Origin of the sequence: Neptuniibacter sp. QD29_5, from assembly GCF_047778125.1 — a bacterium.
Lineage (GTDB): Bacteria > Pseudomonadota > Gammaproteobacteria > Pseudomonadales > Balneatricaceae > Neptuniibacter.
On sequence record NZ_CP180556.1, the window covers coordinates 1,067,424 to 1,087,879 of the forward strand.

17 protein-coding genes, 7 tRNA genes and 1 pseudogene are annotated in these 20,456 nt (G+C 43.8%); 14 read left to right on the top strand and 11 right to left on the bottom strand.

Features of this window, described 5'->3' with window-relative positions; genetic code table 11:
* Positions 1–202 precede the first annotated feature (202 nt).
* The 10 genes and pseudogenes from ACMXYR_RS04815 to ACMXYR_RS04860 form a co-directional block, all read right to left on the bottom strand.
* Positions 203–940: a MipA/OmpV family protein gene (locus ACMXYR_RS04815; protein WP_415896627.1), complete on the bottom strand. Its 738-nt coding sequence runs from the start codon at positions 938–940 to the stop codon at positions 203–205.
* A 235-nt stretch (positions 941–1,175) separates the two neighbouring features.
* Positions 1,176–2,561, bottom strand: coding sequence for a TRAP transporter large permease (locus ACMXYR_RS04820; protein ID WP_415903132.1), 1,386 nt, complete (start codon positions 2,559–2,561; stop codon positions 1,176–1,178).
* Complete coding sequence (locus ACMXYR_RS04825; RefSeq protein ID WP_415900482.1) at positions 2,561–3,094, bottom strand: TRAP transporter small permease subunit; 534 nt, start codon at positions 3,092–3,094, stop codon at positions 2,561–2,563. Before ACMXYR_RS04825 ends, ACMXYR_RS04820 begins: the two co-directional genes overlap by 1 nt.
* A gap of 113 nt (positions 3,095–3,207) precedes the next feature.
* Positions 3,208–4,278 (bottom strand): TRAP transporter substrate-binding protein, encoded by a 1,071-nt coding sequence (locus ACMXYR_RS04830; RefSeq protein ID WP_415903133.1) that lies wholly within the window; start codon positions 4,276–4,278, stop codon positions 3,208–3,210.
* A 75-nt stretch (positions 4,279–4,353) separates the two neighbouring features.
* Positions 4,354–5,640, bottom strand: a complete 1,287-nt coding sequence (gene eno, locus ACMXYR_RS04835; protein WP_415903134.1) for a phosphopyruvate hydratase — start codon at positions 5,638–5,640, stop codon at positions 4,354–4,356.
* Entirely contained in the window at positions 5,627–5,770 is a 144-nt protein-coding gene (locus ACMXYR_RS04840; protein WP_415892103.1) for a hypothetical protein, read from the bottom strand. Before ACMXYR_RS04840 ends, eno begins: the two co-directional genes overlap by 14 nt.
* A gap of 23 nt (positions 5,771–5,793) precedes the next feature.
* Positions 5,794–7,239 carry a pyruvate kinase gene (gene pyk, locus ACMXYR_RS04845; RefSeq protein ID WP_415903135.1) on the bottom strand — a complete coding sequence of 482 codons (1,446 nt, stop codon included), beginning with the start codon at positions 7,237–7,239 and terminating at the stop codon, positions 5,794–5,796.
* A gap of 214 nt (positions 7,240–7,453) precedes the next feature.
* Positions 7,454–8,631: pseudogene (locus tag ACMXYR_RS04850) on the bottom strand (glycerate kinase).
* Positions 8,632–8,791: 160 nt separating this feature from the next.
* Positions 8,792–9,910 (bottom strand): sugar diacid recognition domain-containing protein, encoded by a 1,119-nt coding sequence (locus tag ACMXYR_RS04855; protein WP_415903136.1) that lies wholly within the window; start codon positions 9,908–9,910, stop codon positions 8,792–8,794.
* A gap of 257 nt (positions 9,911–10,167) precedes the next feature.
* On the bottom strand, positions 10,168–10,908 hold the full coding sequence (locus ACMXYR_RS04860) for a hypothetical protein (RefSeq protein ID WP_415903137.1): 741 nt from the start codon (positions 10,906–10,908) through the stop codon (positions 10,168–10,170).
* A 208-nt stretch (positions 10,909–11,116) separates the two neighbouring features.
* Between ACMXYR_RS04860 and ACMXYR_RS04865 the strand changes: the two genes are divergently transcribed.
* From ACMXYR_RS04865 to ACMXYR_RS04910, 10 genes are all read left to right on the top strand, one after another.
* Positions 11,117–11,192: transfer RNA gene (locus ACMXYR_RS04865), tRNA-Glu, on the top strand.
* Between the two features lie 32 nt (positions 11,193–11,224).
* Positions 11,225–11,299 (top strand) — tRNA-Gly (locus tag ACMXYR_RS04870).
* Positions 11,300–11,686: 387 nt separating this feature from the next.
* Positions 11,687–11,762 (top strand) — tRNA-Glu (locus ACMXYR_RS04875).
* A gap of 31 nt (positions 11,763–11,793) precedes the next feature.
* Positions 11,794–11,868, top strand: a tRNA-Gly gene (locus ACMXYR_RS04880).
* A gap of 26 nt (positions 11,869–11,894) precedes the next feature.
* Positions 11,895–11,970 (top strand) — tRNA-Glu (locus tag ACMXYR_RS04885).
* A gap of 33 nt (positions 11,971–12,003) precedes the next feature.
* Positions 12,004–12,078, top strand: a tRNA-Gly gene (locus ACMXYR_RS04890).
* A gap of 26 nt (positions 12,079–12,104) precedes the next feature.
* Positions 12,105–12,180: transfer RNA gene (locus tag ACMXYR_RS04895), tRNA-Glu, on the top strand.
* A gap of 149 nt (positions 12,181–12,329) precedes the next feature.
* Positions 12,330–12,740 carry a hypothetical protein gene (locus ACMXYR_RS04900; RefSeq protein WP_415887452.1) on the top strand — a complete coding sequence of 137 codons (411 nt, stop codon included), beginning with the start codon at positions 12,330–12,332 and terminating at the stop codon, positions 12,738–12,740.
* Positions 12,715–13,911, top strand: a complete 1,197-nt coding sequence (locus ACMXYR_RS04905; RefSeq protein ID WP_415903138.1) for a hypothetical protein — start codon at positions 12,715–12,717, stop codon at positions 13,909–13,911. The genes ACMXYR_RS04900 and ACMXYR_RS04905 overlap by 26 nt, the downstream gene beginning before the upstream one ends.
* A gap of 38 nt (positions 13,912–13,949) precedes the next feature.
* Positions 13,950–16,760: an EAL domain-containing protein gene (locus ACMXYR_RS04910; RefSeq protein WP_415903139.1), complete on the top strand. Its 2,811-nt coding sequence runs from the start codon at positions 13,950–13,952 to the stop codon at positions 16,758–16,760.
* Between the two features lie 25 nt (positions 16,761–16,785).
* On the opposite strand, the gene ACMXYR_RS04915 is transcribed toward ACMXYR_RS04910, so the two are convergent.
* The gene (locus tag ACMXYR_RS04915; protein ID WP_415903140.1) at positions 16,786–17,181 is read right to left on the bottom strand and encodes a PA2817 family protein; all 396 of its coding nucleotides are present in this window, start codon (positions 17,179–17,181) and stop codon (positions 16,786–16,788) included.
* A gap of 176 nt (positions 17,182–17,357) precedes the next feature.
* Here ACMXYR_RS04915 and ACMXYR_RS04920 point away from each other — a divergent pair, with 176 nt between their 5' ends.
* Genes ACMXYR_RS04920 through ACMXYR_RS04935 form a run of 4 tightly spaced genes read left to right on the top strand, consistent with a single transcriptional unit; the run spans position 17,358 to position 20,454 of the window.
* Positions 17,358–18,278, top strand: a complete 921-nt coding sequence (locus ACMXYR_RS04920) for an ABC transporter ATP-binding protein (protein WP_415903141.1) — start codon at positions 17,358–17,360, stop codon at positions 18,276–18,278.
* Between the two features lie 8 nt (positions 18,279–18,286).
* Entirely contained in the window at positions 18,287–19,060 is a 774-nt protein-coding gene (locus ACMXYR_RS04925) for an ABC transporter permease (RefSeq protein WP_415903142.1), read from the top strand.
* Positions 19,061–19,885 carry an NADPH-dependent 7-cyano-7-deazaguanine reductase QueF gene (gene queF, locus ACMXYR_RS04930; protein WP_415881819.1) on the top strand — a complete coding sequence of 275 codons (825 nt, stop codon included), beginning with the start codon at positions 19,061–19,063 and terminating at the stop codon, positions 19,883–19,885. It abuts the gene before it with no gap.
* A gap of 8 nt (positions 19,886–19,893) precedes the next feature.
* Complete coding sequence (locus ACMXYR_RS04935) at positions 19,894–20,454, top strand: NAD(P)H nitroreductase (protein ID WP_415903143.1); 561 nt, start codon at positions 19,894–19,896, stop codon at positions 20,452–20,454.
* Positions 20,455–20,456 lie beyond the last annotated feature (2 nt).

Consider the following 20,456-nt stretch of genomic DNA (forward strand, 5'->3'; position numbering starts at 1 on the left):
GAGTCAATATGTGAAATGCAAAACAGGTTTAGCGGCTAAAATTACTTTTTTCTCGCGCTATTAGCCTAGTTTTTTTACGAAATTCAGGGCGAAATACTACAGATAAAAGGGATTGGTAATGGGTAGTTGAAATATAGAGTTGAGGTCACGGCAATATAAAAGTGGCCTGTTATTTATCTGCCGTAACCTCCAACTAGATCGACTAGAAACGGAAAGTGTAAGCTGCTTTTACTTCAGGGCTGTTGCTGCGATCAACAATAGGGCTATCCTCTACCTCACTGCCCCAACCATTAACGCCGATACCCATCTGGATAGTTTGCTGCTTATCCACTACATAAAAAGCATCCACACCTGCTCGGTAGCTCATACTGCTATCTGCTTTGTACACAGCTCGTTGTGCGGTTGCTTCGTTCGACTTTACGCCGTAGTAATAATTGTTCAGGTCATCACTTCGCCAGCTTAGTTCCATTGAGGGTTTAACCATCCACTTGGCATTAAGCTGATAAGGTTTAGTCCAGCCTACAGATAGTTCATGTCCTTCGTGAGTATTTGAGATATCTGTCAAAAAAGAGGCTGACAGGATACCGTAGTGTGTGTCGAGCGTTGCACTGATACCTGCTTCGAGTGCGCCATCACGTTCTACCATGCCATTTAGGGCAAATGAATCATCAGCTTCATAGCCTTCGAAACGGTATTGGCCCAATAGATTGACTTGGAATTTACTATTACCGTAAAGGCTGTATTGGGCTTTGTTGCCTACTAACAAAAAGTTGCCTTTTTGTGCGTACAGAGTTGGAAATACAAAGGTTTCAGTGCCTACACCTTGATAAGCACTTTCGTGACTTTTAATCCCAGCACCGATACCGAAGATCCATTCTTCATCAGCTGCTGCGTTGAAGCTTAATAAAACGCCTGTAACTATCGCTATTTGTGATTTCAATTTACCTATCTCCTATAAAGGATCTTCCTGAGTGAGTAATCAGTTACTCAATCTAAGCGAAGGGGAGTGCTTTGAAAGAATTAACCTGTACTAACTAGCTTGAGGTTAAGGATGCCAGCATCGGTATAACCTCAAAATTAGGGATTACAGATAGGCGAGTAGGTGTTTATCTATATTGCGAAAACAAAAACTCCTCTTAAAGAGGAGTTTTTAGGTATCAGTTATTCAAATTTTCTTAGCCGTAAGCGAATGCCGGTAGCCAGGTTACCAATTGAGGCCAGAAGACGAGCATCACTAGTGCAGCTAATTGCAGTTGGATGAAAGGAATCACGCCACGGTAAATTTGAGTAAGTTTTACCTCTGGCGGGCAAACACCTTTTAAGTAGAACAATGCAAACCCTACCGGTGGGGTGAGGAATGATGTTTGTAAGGCCATTGCAACGAGCATGACGAACCAAACCAATTCGGGGTTATCCACTACGCCATAGCCGTTGATATCTAATCCTAGTGCTGAAATAACTGGCGCTAATAGAGGCAAAATAATCAGCGTGATTTCAATCCAATCGAGGAAGAATCCCAGCAGGAATATAATCAACAGAATAAACGCGACAATGCCGTAATCCCCAAAAGGTAAGCCGGTTAGGAAACTTTCGATCAGTTCATCACCGCCCAACTCTCTTAATACCAGAGCGAAACAGGTAGCACCGATAAAGATGGCAAAGATATAAGCCGTAGTGTTGTAAGTGCCGTGTAAAACTTCCTTTAATACTTTGAAGTTATATTTGCGATTGTATATTGCAAGTAGCGTAGCACCAAAGGCACCTACACCTGAGGCCTCTGTCGGCGTTGCTATACCAGCGAATATGGAACCTAAAACAACGAAGATAAGTAGTACTGTTGGGGTGATTGCTTTTAATACCTTGATTACCGTCTTCATGGTAACAGGCTGGACGTCCTGAGGAACTGGGGCCGCTTCAGGGTTAATAAAGCCTGTGATCAGGATGTAGGCGATATACAAACCGCCCAAAATCAGGCCAGGGAATACCGCACCCATAAACAGATCGCCTACAGACAAACCTAATTGGTCGGCCATGATCACCAGCATAATACTTGGCGGTATTAAAATACCTAAAGTACCGGCACTCGCGATTGTCCCTAACGCAAGCGGTAGTGAGTAACCCTGTTTTTGCATCGACGGTAGTGACATCATAGCGAGTAGAACTACTGACGCACCGATAATGCCAGTGGAGGCCGCAAGGATAATACCGATCACTGTAACAGTGATAGCCAAGCCGCCGCGGACTTTGCCAAACAGTTCCTGTAGGGATTCCATCAGCTGCTCTGCTACACCTGATTTGTCTAGCATATTGCCCATGAAAATGAACATCGGCAGGGCGACCAGAATCCAGTTATCCATAATCTTAAACAGACGGTTAACTACAAGCCCTAAGGTGGTGAAGTCTAATCCAGTTAAAGTGCCTAAGTAGATATCAGATAAGTAGCCTACTAGGGCAAAAATAACGCCAATACCACCCAGCACGTAGGCAACGGGGATACCGGTAAAAAGTAGTGCGATGAATGATAGGAACATCGCAATGACAAGAATCTCATTGATTTCCATCAGTGCTTACCTCGTAACAAAAAGCAAATATCTCGAATAAATCGCGACACACAAGCTAGGAATAAAAGGCCAAAACTGGCAGGTATGACTGCTTTAATGAGCCAGCGGTATGGAAGCCCCGAAGGAGCATCGGAATGCTCATTAATGACCCATGCGGAATGAACAAATTCGAGACTGTGGAAAAATACGACGGCAATAAAAGGGAAGACCAGAAATAGCATGCCTAAAATTTCGACCCATGCCTTGGTACGCAACCGGAATTTGCCGTAGAGAAGATCAACGCGGATATGGGCGTTATTGACTTGCGCATAAGCTAAACCAAACATAACGCCTACAGCGTATAGATGCCATTGAAGCTCTTCTAAAGCGATTAAACCACTAGCAAAACCTTTACGCAGAACCACCTGGGTGATGATCACCAGCACTAATACGACATATACCGATGCGATAAGCATCCCAGTCCTACGTATGAACAGATCGATTGCATCAGCAAATGCAACCTGCTCTTGATGAGAGGAAGACAGATTATTCACGGGACCCACCCTTGGAAATTCTGAAAAGATAAGAGGTGTTCAGAACGGTCGGAGAACCGTTCTGAACGGGTATGACATAGACCTGACTCGGTGTGAATCAGGCTATTTGATGCTTAATCTTGAGGCTTAGTACGTGGAAGGTAAGCCAAAGACTCCCATAAATCGTAACTACCGCGGAACTGACTCATGTCATCCCATACTTTCTTGAAGAAAGCGTTTTCACTTTGCTCTGCCACCACTTCATCCCAAGAGGATTTGAAGGCTGTTAACATAGTGTCGTTCCAGTAGCGAAGTTCAACGCCTTTTTCTGCGGACTGGGCTAACACTTCAAACTGACTTGCTTCACCCTCTGCTAGAGACTCAGTGATAGAGGCTTTACAGGTTGTTTCAATAATTTCTTGTTGCGTCGGAGAAAGCTTATTCCAAGTGTCTTTGTTAATAAGCAGCTCATGCAGCGTGGCTTGCTGATGCCAGCCTGGGAAGTAGTTGTATTTTACAATTTTGTGGAAGCCTAGGCGTTGATCGATCTGTGGTAGGGAAAACTCAGTGGCATCGATTGCACCTTTTTCCAAGGCGCCAAAGATTTCACCACCAGGTAGCTGTACCGTACCTACGCCCATTTTTTCCATGACTTTAGCGCCAAGGCCAAAGAAACGCATATTGATGCCTTTAAGGTCTTCCGGCTTTTCGATCGGTTTAGAGAACCAGCCAGAGGTTTCTGGTGGATTAATCGCGCAAGGGATGTTGTGTACGTTATAGCCATGAGAGTCGTACATTTCTTGCCATAACTTACGGCCATTGCCATAGTACAACCAAGCTAGGTATTCACCAGCTTCGGGACCGAACGGTACTGCTGAAAACAATGCGGATGCTGGGATCTTACCTTGCCAATATCCAGCCGTTGCATAGCCTGAATTAATCTTACCTGTAGATACGGCATCAAGGATTTCTGGTGGAGCAACAAGTTTACCTGGCTCATACACCTTCATTTTGATATTGCCACCACTAATTTTATTCAGGCGTTCTGCTACTTCAACAATAGGAGAGCCTAATGCTGGCAGGTTGGTCGCAAAAGCAATCGGTGTTTTCAACAGTACTCTGCCTTCTGCTAATACTGTGGAAGACATTGATACAGTAGCTGCAACAATCGCTGTACTCAGAATGGTTTTTCTCATGGTTTTCATAAGTAACTCCAGTTTCTATTTTTATAGTAGTAATGCGGATATCGACTTATTCGCATGGGGTTCTTGAGGTAATGCTTAGTTAAAAATTGTTGCTCCGGGATAAGGAGCTTCGCCGGTCAATTCGGCTTCAATTCGAAGAAGGCGGTTGTATTTCGCGACACGATCAGAACGACACAAAGACCCAGTTTTTATCTGGCCCGCAGCAGTGCCAACGGCTAAATCTGCAATGGTGGTGTCTTCGGTTTCACCTGAACGGTGAGAAATTACGACGCTATAACCAGCGGCTTTGGCCAAGCGAATAGCATCCAGTGTTTCAGATAGAGTGCCGATCTGGTTAAATTTGATCAGTATTGAGTTAGCAACCTTCTGTTCTATTCCCTGTTGTAGAATTTTGCTGTTGGTTACAAACAGATCATCGCCGACCAATTGGACTTTATCGCCTAGCTTTTGCGTAAGTTCTGACCAGCCTTGCCAGTCGGATTCGTCCATGCCATCTTCGATCGAGCGAATTGGGTATTTAGCAGCCAGTTCAGCTAGATAGTTGCTGAATTCACTGGCACTAAACTGCTTGTTTTCACCACTTAGTTGATAGAGGTTATCTTGGTGAAATTCGGAAGCAGCGCAATCTAACGCCAGACTAATATCAGTACCTAGTTGATACCCAGCCTGTTCAACTGCTTGCTGAATAATGATTAATGCCTGCTCATTGCTGCCTAAATCTGGAGCAAAGCCGCCTTCATCACCTACCGCAGTGTTTAAGCCTTGCTGTTGTAGTACTGTTTTCAAACTATGGAAAACTTCTGTGCCACAGCGCAACGCTTCAGAAAAACTGCTGAAATTCAGTGGCTGTACCATAAATTCCTGAATATCCACATTATTGTCGGCATGCTCACCGCCGTTAAGAATATTCATCATTGGTACCGGCATTAGGTATTCACCGGGAGTGCCATTCATTTCTGCAATGTAGGCATACAGAGGCATTTTCTTTTCGATAGCAGCCGCTTTAGCAACAGCTAAAGATACCGCTAAGGTTGCATTGGCACCCAGATTAGCTTTGTTTTCAGTACCGTCCAGCTTGATCAAGCATTGGTCTAGCTGTTGCTGGTCTAAACAATCCATGCCTTGTAGGGCTTGGTTGATGGATCCGTTTACATTGGCAACTGCTTTTAAAACGCCTTTGCCTTGATAGCGTTTTTGATCGCCATCCCGTAGCTCTAAAGCTTCTCGAGAACCAGTAGACGCACCAGAGGGAGCGCAAGCGGTGGCGGAAACGCCTGAGTCCAGAATGACATCCGCTTCAACCGTTGGATTACCACGTGAATCTAGGACTTCCCGACCGATGATCTGTTTAATCTTGCTCATGACTTTTACCTTCGGCTTCATTCGCAGGGGGATGCGGTATCTCTAGCAATTCTTGCTGCTCGGACACTTCTATTCGAAAGTCAAAATCTCTCGGCCAAGCAGCGGGTTCGTAGGTATTAGTTGGTTCCATGACATCTCCTCCTGTTATGTTTCTTATTTGATATCACTGCCTACACGAACAATTTTTAGTGTGTTGGTACCACCGTGAACATTGAGGTAATCCCCTTTACTGATCATGACCAAATCACCTTCGGTTACGATTTTTGCGTCGATTAAACTGTTTACAGCAGACTGGTTAATCTGTTCGTGAGATATGGAAGAGGCATCGAAAAATAGAGGTACGACACCACGAAATATGGCTGCTCGATGCAAGGCTTCTTGATTAGGGCTTAAGGCAAAAATCGGTAAGCCTGAACGGATGCGAGACATTAGTAGCGGAGTGGCACCGGTTTCGGTCATCGCAATAATCGCTTTAACGCCAGATAGGTGATTGGCGGCATACATTGCAGCCAGACCGATGGTTTCATCAATATTAGAGAATGATTGATGCATGCGATGCCCAGAGGTTCTAGTTTGAGGCTGAGTTTCAGCGCCCTCTATGACGCGTACCATGGCTTGTACGGTTTCGACTGGATAATCTCCAGCAGCTGTTTCTGCTGAAAGCATGACCGCATCGGTGCCATCCAAAACTGCGTTTGCGACATCAAAAACTTCGGCACGGGTTGGCATGGGATTCGTGATCATCGATTCCATCATCTGGGTCGCCGTTATAACTACTCGGTTTAATTGCCGTGCTCGTTGGATGATCTGTTTTTGCACGCCGATTAGTTCTGCATCACCAATTTCGACCCCTAAGTCGCCGCGCGCGACCATAACACCATCAGAGGCTTCAATTATTTGGTCCAGTACTTCAGGGTTGCTGACAGTTTCAGCGCGTTCAATCTTTGCTATTAAACCGGCACTACTGCCTGTCGGAGCGAGTAGGGCACGAGCTTCCTGCATATCGGCGGCATCACGAGGGAAAGAAACGGCTAGGTAATCCACACCGATCTCTGCGGCAGCTAAAATGTCTGCTTTATCTTTTTCTGTTAGTGCGGCGGCAGATAGCCCGCCACCTTGTCGGTTAATGCCTTTGTTATTAGATAGATAGCCACCAAGGACAACAGTACAGTGGATTTCTGGAGCGGAGATCCTTTCAACACGCATGGTCAGGCGGCCATCATCCAGTAGCAAAAGGTCTCCTGCTTGGCAGTCATCCACTAAGCCTTTGTAATCAAGCCCAACTTGGTCCTGGTTCCCTGCATCTGTGTCCAGCTCTGCATTGAGGGTAAAAGCTTGACCTGCTTTGAGTAAGACTTTTCCATCGGCAAAGCGGGATATGCGGATTTTGGGGCCTTGCAAATCGCCAAGAATAGCAACGTAGCGGTTAGCAGATTTGGCTGCTTCACGTACACGTTGAGCACGCGCTTTGTGGTCGGTCACAGTACCGTGGGAGAAATTCAGGCGGACAACATCGACACCTGATTGAATCAGCTGGCTGATTACCGCTGGGGAATCAGAGGCTGGGCCAAGAGTGGCAACGATTTTTGTTCTTCTCATGATCTGTGTTCCTGTAGCCTTTAAGGTATGAACACATTATCGGATGAAGAGAAAGGACGTGCCTCGGCAGGTGTACAAAATTAATAGCTTATTTTGGCTGGATTTTTGTGCATTTGTACAAAAATAAACTGGAGTAAATATGGCTATATTTTGAGCAAAAAAAAGCCGGTCTGAGTATCAAACCGGCAAGAGTACAGCAAAGCGCTGTAAGAGGTCAGGGCCACAGAGCGGACCTGAGGATGTGATTCTTTAAGTGTTTGTGTGATTGAATGCCCAAATAGTTGCGATATTTTTGGCGCAATTCTGAAGATTGATTTCTGCTTGTTGTAGTGCTTCTGGCAAAGAGACTATGCCGGGTACAACACTAAAAATGGCATCAATGCCACAGGCTTTAAGGGGAGCTTGTTCTCGAGTGATTGAGCCTGCTAGCGCTATGACAGGGCAGTCAAAATACTTAGCTCGCTTTGCAACACCAATAGGTGTTTTGCCGCGCAAACTTTGGCTATCAATACTGCCTTCACCTGTAATTACCAGATCAGCAGCTTTTAGGTGCTGGTCTATTTGTACAGCGTTTAAGACGATTTCAATGCCGCTTTTTAGTTGGGTATTAAACAGAGCACATAATGCTGCACCTATGCCTCCTGCAGCCCCGGTTCCAGGGACTTGGGTTACATCAGTTCCACTAACACGTGTTAAAAACTGTGCAAAATGCTTTAGGTTTTGATCTAGACGAGGTACCTGTTCTTTACTGGCGCCTTTTTGAGGACCAAAGGTGCTTGAGGCTCCTTCTGGTCCAAGTAGAGGATTATCAACATCACAGGCTACTTCAAATTGAACATGTTTTAAGCGCGGATCGAGTTGGCTGATATCCAGATCTGCAAGTTTATGTAAGGAGCCACCACCGGGGGCTAAAGGGTGGCCAGCTCCATCTAGCAGCTTTGCGCCAAGGGCCCGTAGGATTCCAGCGCCACCATCATTGGTCGCGCTACCACCTAAACCAAAAATTATTCGAGTAACACCTTTATCTAAAGCTGCACGAATTAATTCACCTGTGCCATAACTGGAAGTAATCATCGGATTGCGCTGATTCATTGGAATCAGGTCTAGGCCTGAAGCTGCAGCTGTTTCTATGACTGCTGTTTCGCCATCACCAAGAATTCCCCAAGTGGCAGTAACTGTTTGTCCAAGCGGGTCTTGTACCTGAGTGTGATGGAAAGAGCCGTGTGTGGAGGAGATTAAGGCGGCTGTTGTTCCTTCACCACCATCAGCTACCGGAAGTTGAATATATTCGGCCTGCGGCAGAATGTGACTAAAGCCCTGTTTTATGGCTTCAGCTACTTGCTGTGCGGAAAGACTCTCTTTAAAAGAGTCTGGAGCAATAACTATTTTCATAATAATCCTTAAGCAATGCAGGGTGACAGCAAAGTGCTACAACCATTAATGATTTAGAGATTATTATGCCGAGTTAGAAGTAGGGCTGCTTCGGACAAAAAAACAAAATAAAGGGGCTGAAATTATATTTTTTTGTTTATTTGCACAATTGACTGGGGGGTTAATCAGGCCTTTTATCCCATTCACTTAAACGGGTTGCTATGTATAAACGGAAAAGGTCTTGTAGGTTTTTCAGGTCTATATCAAGAATGTCATTTATTTTGTCTAGGCGATAGCGCAAGGTGTTTCGGTGTACATGAAGGTTCTCTGCAGTCTGTGCAAAATCTGTATTATTCGCAAAATACACCTGCAATGTTTTTTGTAGGCTACCGTTGCTATCCTTTTTAACCAATTTTTCGTAATCCGCTAAAAGTTGCGGCCCACTCCAGCTCTCGAGTGAATCTTTGAGCACTAGATCAAGCAACATATCTCGGGCTGTGAATAACTGCTGTCTTGGATGACTGAGTTTTCCAACTTCGAGGGTTTTGAGGGCACTTTGGTATGACTCAGCCAGACCTTTAATACCTTCAAAGTACTGCCCCAAGCTTATTTTGAAATCTATATCAGGCTGTTTTTCTAATTGTTGGCGGTATTTAGCTAACTGCTCTTTGCTATTTTGGTAATCCCAGTGCTCATTCCGTAAATATATTTTCTGCAAAATAACTATTTGAGTTGGGCTTGATATAGCTAGTAATGTGTCTGGATCACGTTTTTCTAGTAGACGTAAAATCCCTTGCATGGTTGAGAGGGAAATGTCTTTTTGAGTTTCAGCAGATCTCAAATCGACGATCATTGCAACACGTGGGATGTTTAGATCGATTTTCATGCGTTCAACCCGGTCGTTGAACAATGTATCGTTCTGCCAGCCTCCCTCAATCAAGCGCACGATAACGCTTTCTTGAAGACGTCGATCCCAGCGCACTTGTGCAGCGAGCATCGCTTGTTCTAAAACAAGTTCTGCAGTCATTACGACTAGGTCTGCGTATTTACGCACTTCGTTGGGATTACCTGTAATCCCAACAACACCGATAATCTGACCATCATTGGTAATAGGTATATTGATACCGCCCTGTACGCCGGTTAAGGATTCAGCTTGGTCGGAATCAAAATCGATCTCCGCTTTAGCATTTAAAACTTGCAGGGCACCTTCATGGAGTTGGTCAATACGATCTGGATCACCAGAGCCAACGATGATTGCTTGGTGGTTCATCACATTGACGTTATGACAGATGATTTTCATCGATCGGTCTACGATTTTTTGCGCAATTTGGTGATCAATATACATAGTGAATTGTAAACAGCTTTTGGGGCAGCTTAATACAACAAGAAAGAATTCGCCAAGAACTGAAGTGTAGGACTTTACGGAATATTGATTTTATGGATGTAATAAAAAGCGTTTTAAGTGATGCTGAGAGGGGGGAGAGTACATTGCCAAGCAATGAAGCGCGTAATCTATAAAATTAGGGCTTACTTTATATAGGCGGAATTCAAGATGGTTTAGAAATTAAATTTCTTACCTGAATCTTCTTCCTGTTCTTTCGCAATACGCTTTTCCTCGTTTGCAATATCGATCTTTTCAGCAAGCTGGGTTAAATGTGTGCGAATTTCGTAGAGCTGGCGATCCAGTTCTTGATTGCGGTTCAAGTTATTGAGTTTGCTAAAGCAGCTGCGGTAATGGTGTACGACCACTTCGGGCCCGCGTTGCTGTTCAGTTTCAATTGCGCTCATGAGATCAATATCAACTTCAATTCTGCCGTAGATGCGTTTGGCTTCTTGAGTGAGTTGGTCGGCAGTATCGCCATTCAATTCACCCTTATTTTTAATCTCACTTACAAACTGAGCAAACTCTTTAATAACTCCAAGTGCTCTAGCTGCTTCATTTGGATTTGAGAAAAGGGTCATCGAACCGGAAGGGTGGCTTACAGGATCTTGGGTTGTACCTACCATTGCTTGAAAAGCTGCTTGCTGTTGTCGGTTGGACTCTGATCCATCCAGTTCGACCACGGCATTCCAACGCACCTCTAAGTATTTGACCAGTAAAGAGTGGATCTCAGTTGTAATAAGAATAGGAGGGAAAGCTTCAAATAGATGTGAGGCACGACGAATGGCCGTTTTGAGTGTTATGAGTCTCAGGTTACGCTCTCTCTTCTTATTCTCAATATCTTGGACAGCAAATCCAATCCCTGCCATAACGGCGACACCGAGTAGAATTAAAAGTCCAATATAGGTCGGGCTCATAAATGTAGGTCCTGACAGTCAGTGAAAAAGAGATTTTTCAAAACTCTTAATAAATTAGAGATTGTATAACGCTCTAACTATATAAGTAAGTTTACACTATCTAAAAAGCGCCTGATTTTATAGATAAAAAAATCAAAAAAGTGCTTGTAATGGAAAAGGAGTATATATATTATATGCCCCGCTTTCAGAGCTTATCTGGAACTACAGCGTCCCATTCGTCTAGTGGTCTAGGACACCGCCCTTTCACGGCGGTAACAGGGGTTCGAACCCCCTATGGGACGCCATTTCTCTTTCTTGTTTTGAACAAAGAGAATATGCGGGAATAGCTCAGTGGTAGAGCACAACCTTGCCAAGGTTGGGGTCGCGAGTTCGAACCTCGTTTCCCGCTCCAAATGCAGCCAGCTTATTGCTGGTTTTTTTATGCCTGAAGCTTGCCCTCTCTCGATTGTTTGTTTCCTTTACTTTACTTAAGTTTTCTATTTGGTTATTTAGGCTTTCCCTTTCTCTTCGGTTGCATTGCTCATTTACTTCAATGAATTGAATGCTGATTGAGCAATCATGCTTATATTTGGTTTTTCTAATTCGGTGGTGTTCTTAATAACACCTTTCTAACCAATAGGTTAGGGTGATTTTTGTGCAATTTTTGAGCGTTGTTTTAAATATTTTTTCAATAACAAAAAAACTGCAGTTTTTTCTTAAAAATAGGGTTGACCCACCAGAATCAGTTCTTTAATATACGCGCCTCCTCACAAGGGAACGCCCTTTGAGGAACAGCAGCGTCCCATTCGTCTAGTGGTCTAGGACACCGCCCTTTCACGGCGGTAACAGGGGTTCGAACCCCCTATGGGACGCCATTTTCTTTAGATATTTATCTTAAGAGAATATGCGGGAATAGCTCAGTGGTAGAGCACAACCTTGCCAAGGTTGGGGTCGCGAGTTCGAACCTCGTTTCCCGCTCCAACTCTTCGGAGTTTACAATTTGTTGCGTCCCATTCGTCTAGTGGTCTAGGACACCGCCCTTTCACGGCGGTAACAGGGGTTCGAACCCCCTATGGGACGCCATTCTCTTCTTAAGAATATTTATCTTAAGATATTGCGGGAATAGCTCAGTGGTAGAGCACAACCTTGCCAAGGTTGGGGTCGCGAGTTCGAACCTCGTTTCCCGCTCCAACTCTTCGGAGTTTACAATTTGTTGCGTCCCATTCGTCTAGTGGTCTAGGACACCGCCCTTTCACGGCGGTAACAGGGGTTCGAACCCCCTATGGGACGCCATTCCTCCTTTATTCTTATTTTTTCCTCAGTTACTGTGCAGTGAGTGTGCGTTTGGTCTAAACTAAGCGAATATTCAGTCAAATAAGGTACTTATGCCGATAGGGTATAATACTCGGCTGTTTCACATAGGATGTGGTTGGCTTCATTGTATGATCAGAACTCTGGTTTTATTACTGCTGTTGTTGCTACCTAAGACAGTTTTGTCTGAGGTGATAGTCAATTCAGAGGTTTCTCTGGAAAGTCTTTCGAAGCAATATTTGCTGTCAATCTTCTCAATGCGTACACGAACTTGGCCAGATGGAATGCCTGTTCGCGTATTTATTCTTCCGCCTTACCAAGATAAACATCGGCTTTTTGTTAAACAGTCTTTGGGTGTATTCCCTTATCAGCTATCTAATATCTGGGATCGAACTGTTTTTTCTGGTGCTGGGCAATCACCGATTACGGTCAATTCAGAAGCTGAAATGCTTCAACGGGTGTCCCAAACCAAAGGGGCTATTGGCTATGTGATGACATCGATCCAAGGAGGGCTGAATGTTAAAGTTATTACAATTAAATAGGTTGCTGTTGCCCATAGTGGCTTCTGTCTCTGCGTCAGTGCAAGGAGCGCCTGATGTGGAATTTAATGGGTTTATCACTCAGGGGTATACCCATACCAGTGATAATAGTTTCTACGGTGATAGTGAATCCGGAAGTTGGGATTTTAGGGAGGTTGCCGGAAATGCCTCTTGGCGTTTGACCGATCGCCTATTGCTGACAGGGCAGTTAATGTCTCGAAGAGCGGGCGAGGTTGATGATGGTGATCTCACTGTCGATTATGGTTTGCTTGATTATCGAGTTTACGAAGGTAGGCGTGGGTCTTTTGGTATCAGTGTAGGTCGAATTAAGAATCCATTTGGTTTCTATAATAAGACCCGAGACGTGGCGTTTACTCGTCCATCCGCAGTTTTACCGCAATCTTTATATTTTGATAAAGCAAGAAACTTAGAGTTATCTTCTGATGGTTTTAGATTGTATGGCCGTTATCTGTTTGATCACGGCATTTTAGAGTCTGAGCTTGTAATAGGGGAGCCGCGTAAAGATCTGAACGTTGAATATGCTTATCTGAACAATAATTGGGACGGTTTTTTTCACGACAGTTCTGGGCATCTGTGGCGTACAGAATATAGTGTAAGTGATTACAGCTTTGTAGTCGCTGCTACTGTCGGTGGGTTTAAATTAGATTTTGATGGCCCAGAAAATCCTGATCCATTTACGGGTGAGCCAGGTGATGGTCGTGTTGAGATTGATTTGACAGCATTATCTATGCAATACAACTGGAAAAGATGGAGTTTGACAGGTGAATATTTCCAACAGGATATTGCTTGGGGGAGTTTAGGTGGCGCGTATGCGTTAATCCCTGAGAGTACGACTGAATCTTTTTATCTGCAGCTTGATCACCGTTTAACCTCGGATGTGACGCTATTTTTACGTCGCGATATGCTTTATTTAGATAAAGATGATCGTGATGGGTCGAGAACTGCGGCATTGTTCGGTAAGCCAGCGCATACTCAATTTGCCTTTGATTGGACGTTGGGTTTGGGCTGGAAGCCTAATAAAAATTGGTTATTGCGTGCTGAGTGGCATAAAGTTGAAGGTACAGGTTGGTTAGCTGCTCAAGAAAATCCGAATGATCAAGAGAAAGTCGAGGATTGGGATATGCTTATGCTTCAGGCGACCTATAGGTTTTAATCTCTATGTCGATTGAGAGCTTAAAGGAAAGGCCTTTTTTGAGTCTGCGCTGGAAGGTTTTACTTCACCTTGTTTTAGTGCTAGCTGTTTTGCATCTGGCGTATAGTTATTATTCCTATGTGCAGTTGACCCAAAAGACTACTCAGCAACAGCTTGAATCTTCAGAGCGAGACCTTTTTGTATTGGAGGGTTTAGTCTCTTCCTCCTACGATCGTTTGCTGGAAATGGGGCAGATGATTCCGATGGTTGTCGACGCTGGGGGGGCTTCTGCCGGCGCCTATATTGAGTCTATTGAACGTTATTTTCCAAGGTTACTGCTGAATGGCACAATGGATGCTGTTTATCTATATGATCAATATGGTCAAGCGCTTCACAAGCAAGGCATCGTGGTTGCGCTTCCTTTCTCTGTAATATCTCAAGTTTTATCTAAAGAAGCACCTTATAACTACTTCTATTGTGTCAATGAATGTTTACGTTATGTTGCTATGCCAGTCCGCCTTGAAAAGGATAGTGTCGGGGTTATGGTGGTAGGGCGTGAAATGCGTGACATTATTCTTGATTTTAAGAAGCAAAGCGGCAGAGATATCGGTTTGGCTGTTCAGCCAGAAAGCCAAGTAAAAGCAGCTCGTTTATGGAAGCTTGATCTAAAATATCTGACTCATAAGTCGGAAAACGTAACGCTGCTTAACAAGTTGGTCAGTGAAAAGAGCATTCCACCAAAAGGAGGTGTATTTGAAGTTGATAGCAGTGAGAGAAAGTATCAGGTTATTCTTCAATCTCCTTTAGGGGCTGAGCCTGGAGCGGCCTATTGGATCTTAATTGATGATCACACCCAAAAATACCGTGAGGCTAAAGCTGAGCTTTTGCAGCAGCTGACGGTATCTGGTGCGGGTCTATTTTTAGCGGCTCTGTTTCAATTGGTGATGATTCGTTCTCCACTAAATATTATCACCGAGATATCCGTTTTACTGCCTCTCTTGGCTGGTAGTGCCTTTACAGAAATGCGTCAGCGTTTGCGCGCTATTCAGCGTAAGGTCATCTGCGAAGATGAATTAGATCTACTAAAAGGCAGTACTCTGGAATTAGCCAATCAATTAGAGAGGCTGGAGACCTCTTTACTTGAGCGGGCGCAAAATTTAACAGAGCGTTCGGTGCAGTTGGAAGCAGAAAGAGATTTTGTTACCAGTCTGCTTGATACGGCTGAAACCATTATTCTTACTCTGGATAACAGCGGAAATATAGTTACGCTAAATCGATTTGGGCAGGAAGTGTTAGGGCTGCCTGCATCTGAAGCAAAGCTACTGCATTTTTTAGATTTGAATCATGATCCTAAACAGCACGATGCTCATCAGTCACTTCTAGATAGCTTGATTACACGAAAAGAACAGAAAGTTCAGATTGAGTCTTCAATACGATCAAGCACTGGGCAAATGCTTCAAATTTCTTGGTTACACTCTGTTCTAAATACTCCAGGTGCCGATGCGCAGATATTGTCTATAGGTTTGGATTTTACTGAACGTCAGCATGCGGAAAAACGCCTTATTTGGATGGCGAATCACGATCCATTAACTGCGCTTCCAAATCGTTTGTTCTTTAATGAAAAAGTAGAGAGTGCAATTCGTCGATGTGAAGCTGATGACAGCATTGTAGCTGTGCTTTTCTGTGATTTAGATTCTTTCAAAGATGTAAACGATTCACTTGGACACCCAATAGGGGATGAGCTGTTACAGCAAACGGCTGAACGTATCCAAACGGTTATCGCCAACGATGGTGTTTTGGCGCGTTTAGGTGGAGATGAATTTACTATTCTGCTTGAAGGTAGAAGTTCAGTTCGTGAAGTCGAACTGGTGGCGCAGCATATTCTTAGAGCGTTTAGGCAGTCTTTCTTTATTGATGGTTATGAAATATTCAGTACGGTCAGTATCGGTATCTCTCTTTTTCCTGAGCATGGACGTGATGTAATTAGCTTGATTCAGCATGCTGACGTGGCAATGTTCGATGCCAAAGAAAGTGGGAAAAATCAGTTACGCTTTTATCATGACGAGCAAGGAAGTCTGCGCTACGAGCGTTTCTCGTTGGTGAATGATCTTCGTCGAGCTCTAGAGAAGGAAGAATTTAGAATTTTCTATCAGCCGCAAATTGATGCGAGAGACGGCAGTGTAATGGGGGTTGAAGCCCTATTGCGTTGGCAGCACGAAGAAGCGGGAATGATTTCTCCGGCTAAATTTATTCCTCTTGCTGAAGAGCAGGGGCTTATTGTACCTATTGGTGAATGGGTTCTAGAGGAAGCGTGTCGTAATGGTAAGGCTTGGCATGATCAAGGCATGGATATCCGTATCGGGGTGAATATTGCTGGGCAGCAGATTATGCATGAAAGCTTACTTCCTACAGTAAGGCGAGTTATTCGAGAAACAGGTATAAGCCCTGAGCTTTTAGACCTTGAGGTAACCGAGAACTTTCTATTGAGACAGCCTGAAATAACTATTCCCAAGCTTCATAAATTCCGTGAAATGGGGCTTTCCCTTTCTATGGATGATTTTGGAACAGGTTTTTCGTCTCTAAGTTATTTGAAAAAATTACCTTTGAATACTTTGAAAATTGATCAAAGCTTTGTGCGAGATATTGGAGTTAATTCGGAAGGGGAAGCCATTGTTAAGGCGATTATTGTATTAGCGCAGAGTCTAGGTCTTGAGGCTTTGGCTGAAGGTGTTGAGACTAGTGATCAGCTATCTTACTTGCGACAGCATGGCTGTCATTTGATACAAGGTTATTATTTTAGTCGTCCTTTACCTGTCGAAGAACTGCCTGATTTTGTTATGAATCAGGCAGTTGAAATTTCGTTTGAATAGAGATGGCTTAGATTTTCTCAGCTAATTAGTTCTGACCGAATAAGCCCGCGCGTTTATTGATGTAGTCAAATTCTTCATCATTTTCTTCAGCTTCAAAACGCATTTCATCAAGCTTCTGGAATTTCTGAATCTCATCATCCGTCATATTGTGCAGATTATTGCCGCCAAAAAACCAAAGAAGATCGCGGGCAATAAGGTGTGCTAGCTCTGGATAGCGACGGAATGCCTTATCTATGAAATCAGCGCCTTGATCATAAACGCCAGTTTCTTGTGATTCGAAATTCTCAATTAGCTGCTGAAATTCCTCGATAAAATCCAAATCATCTTGAGTCGGTGTTTCTGATTTGAAAGGATCTCGATTAATAAAGTTATTGTAAGCAATTTTTAAGAAATTCAGGTGATGAATTTGGTAAGATGTCATTTTGCTCTCCAGATAATGGACAGGGTTATTTTATAAGCTCAGGCTCATTGCAGCCAGCCTTACACCTGACTTAATCCTGTATTTGCACAGTTTGTTGAAATCTTACGAAGAGAGATCCCGTTCACTTAGCTTTAAGCTGAATTGGATAATTACCTGCTTATATTTTGGAAAGATAAATGACGTTAGCGCTCTCTATTAAAAACCTGCGTAAAGTCTATGGAAATGGCTTTGAGGCATTAAAGGATATCTCCTTTGATGTTCAACAAGGGGATTTCTTTGCCTTGCTTGGCCCTAATGGTGCTGGTAAATCGACAACCTTGGGTATCGTCTCCTCCTTAGTAAATAAAACATCGGGAAGCGTATCGATCTTTGGGGTGGATTTAGATAAGGATTTAACCCAAGCCAAAAAGTATCTGGGTGTTGTTCCGCAAGAGTTTAATTTCAACATGTTTGAAAACGTGCGGGATATATTAATTACTCAGGCAGGTTATTACGGTATTAACCGTAAAGCGGCTGGAGAGCGAGCAGATTATTACCTAAAACAACTAGGTTTATGGGATAAGCGTAACGGTGCTGCTCGCATGCTGTCGGGTGGTATGAAACGTCGTTTAATGATTGCACGAGCATTGATGCATGATCCAAAACTTTTGATTCTAGATGAGCCTACAGCAGGTGTAGATATCGAATTAAGACGTTCCATGTGGGAGTTCTTACAAGAGATCAATGCCGCAGGAACCACAATCATTCTGACAACGCATTATCTGGAAGAAGCGGAAAGTCTTTGTCGTAATATTGCGATCATCGATCAGGGCAATATTGTTAAAAACACCAGTATGCGAGCTCTGTTACAGCAGCTGAATACTGAAACCTTCCTGCTTGATCTCGATTCAAACTTAGAAACAGCGCCAGTGGTCTCGGGTTATCCGATCCGATTGCAAGGCGACCACCTGTTAGAAGTGGATGTTGAAAAGCACCAGGGCTTGAATACGCTCTTTGTTGAGCTAGAGAAGCAGGGTGTAAATGTCAGTAGTATGCGAAACAAATCCAATCGATTGGAAGAGTTGTTTGTTGCATTAGTAGATAAAAGTTTGGATTAGGATTAGGCATGAATACCCAAGATTTATTGGTAGCTTTCTGGACCATTGTTCGACGCGAAATAAAGCGTTTTATGCGGATCTGGGCTCAGACGCTTCTACCGCCTGCAATCACTATGACACTGTATTTCATCATCTTCGGTAATCTGATCGGCAGCCGGATCGGTGAGATGGGTGGCTTTGACTATATGGAATATATTGTACCTGGTCTGATTATGATGTCAGTAATCACTAACTCCTACAGTAATGTGGTGTCATCGTTTTACAGCACTAAGTTCCAAAAAAACATTGAAGAGCTATTAGTTTCGCCTGTTCCGAACTGGGTGATTTTAAGCGGCTTTGTTCTTGGTGGTGTAGCACGTGGATTAGGCGTGGGTTTAATTGTAACAATCTTGTCTCTATTCTTTACCGATCTTCAGGTTCAGAATCTTATGGTGACTATTGCGATTGTCTTCCTAACCTCAGTTCTGTTTGCTTTAGGCGGATTTATTAATGCTGTCTTTGCGAACTCGTTTGATGATATCAGCATCATTCCGACCTTCGTGTTAACGCCTTTGACCTATTTGGGTGGGGTGTTTTATTCGATACAGTTACTGCCGGAGTTTTGGCAGGGGGTTTCTCAGTTAAATCCAATTCTGTATATGGTGAATACCTTTAGATACGGTATTCTAGGTGTAAGTGATATAAATGTAGGGTTTGCTTTCGGCATGATTATTCTGTTTATCGTCGGTCTATTTTCATATGCCCTATATCTGCTACAAAACGGTAAAGGTATCCGTAGTTAAATGAAAGAACATGATGTAATTGCCAGCTCGCCATTAGGGCAAGGTACCGAGTACGTTAACAGCTATGATCCAAGTTTGTTGTATCCAATTGCACGGGATGTAAATTGGAAAGAACAAGGCGTAGAGCGTAAAGAGCTGCCATTTGTAGGCGTTGATATTTGGAATGCCTATGAGATGTCTTGGTTGAACCAGCGTGGTAAACCCGAGGTGCGTTTAGCTGAGTTTAAGGTCTTCGCTGATTCTGAAAATATTATCGAGTCTAAGTCGTTTAAGCTGTATTTAAACTCATTCAACCTCAGTAAATTTTCCTCTGAAAGCGAAGTAAAAGAGCGCTTAATCGAAGATCTATCGGCAGCGGCTGGTGGGCGCGTGGAAGTTCGCATTTACCATCCAGATCAAGCACCAGAATTTGGTCAATTCACTGGTTTCTGTATCGATAATCAGGATGTTGAGATTACCCAATACACACCAGCGCCAGAGTTATTAACAACGGGTGAAGATGATGTTGAGGAGGTGCTTTATAGCCATCTTCTCAAATCAAACTGTCCTGTTACGGGGCAGCCTGATTGGGCGACGCTCGGTATTAGTTATTGTGGTAAAGAGATCGATAGAGAAGGTCTACTTAAATACATCATCTCTTATCGTGAACATGGCGATTTCCATGAGCAATGTGTAGAAAATATTTTTATGCACATTTGGGAGCGTTGTAAGCCACAGAGCCTAAATGTTTATGCACGTTATGTTCGTCGTGGTGGTTTAGATATTAATCCATTCAGAAGTAGTGATTCTGAAGATATTGATAATCTGCGTTTGAGCCGCCAGTAGAGGGTTGTATGGAAGCTTTAGAATTACTACATAATCGTGTTTCTTGCCCTGTTTTGAATGAGCCAGGTCCAACCGAAGAGCAGTTGAAGAATATTTACCAAGCGGCTTTACGTGCGCCCGATCATGGAGCGCTGCGTCCATGGCGCTTTTTGTCTGTGCAAGGCGAAGCGAGAGCAAAGCTTGGTGAGCTTTGTCTCCGCGGTGCTTTGGCCAACGATGCAGAACTGCCTGATGCAAAACAAGATAAAATTCGTGCGATGCCTCTTCGAGCGCCATGCATGTTAGTTGTTATTGCCGCAGTCAAAGATAGCCCTAAAATTCCTGTTTTAGAGCAGGAAGTTTCAGCAGGCTGTGCCGCTCAGAATATGATTTTGGCCGCTTATGCTCAGGGTCTAGGGGCTATGTGGCGAACAGGTGATATGGCTTACAACTCTGTTGTACGTGAAGGCTTGGGTTTAACTGAGCAGGAAACGATTATTGGTTATATCTACTTAGGAACGCCGAAGAAATTGCGCAAGGCTCCTGTGCATGATCAGCAGGAGTATGTCATTGAATGGACCGGCGTATAGGT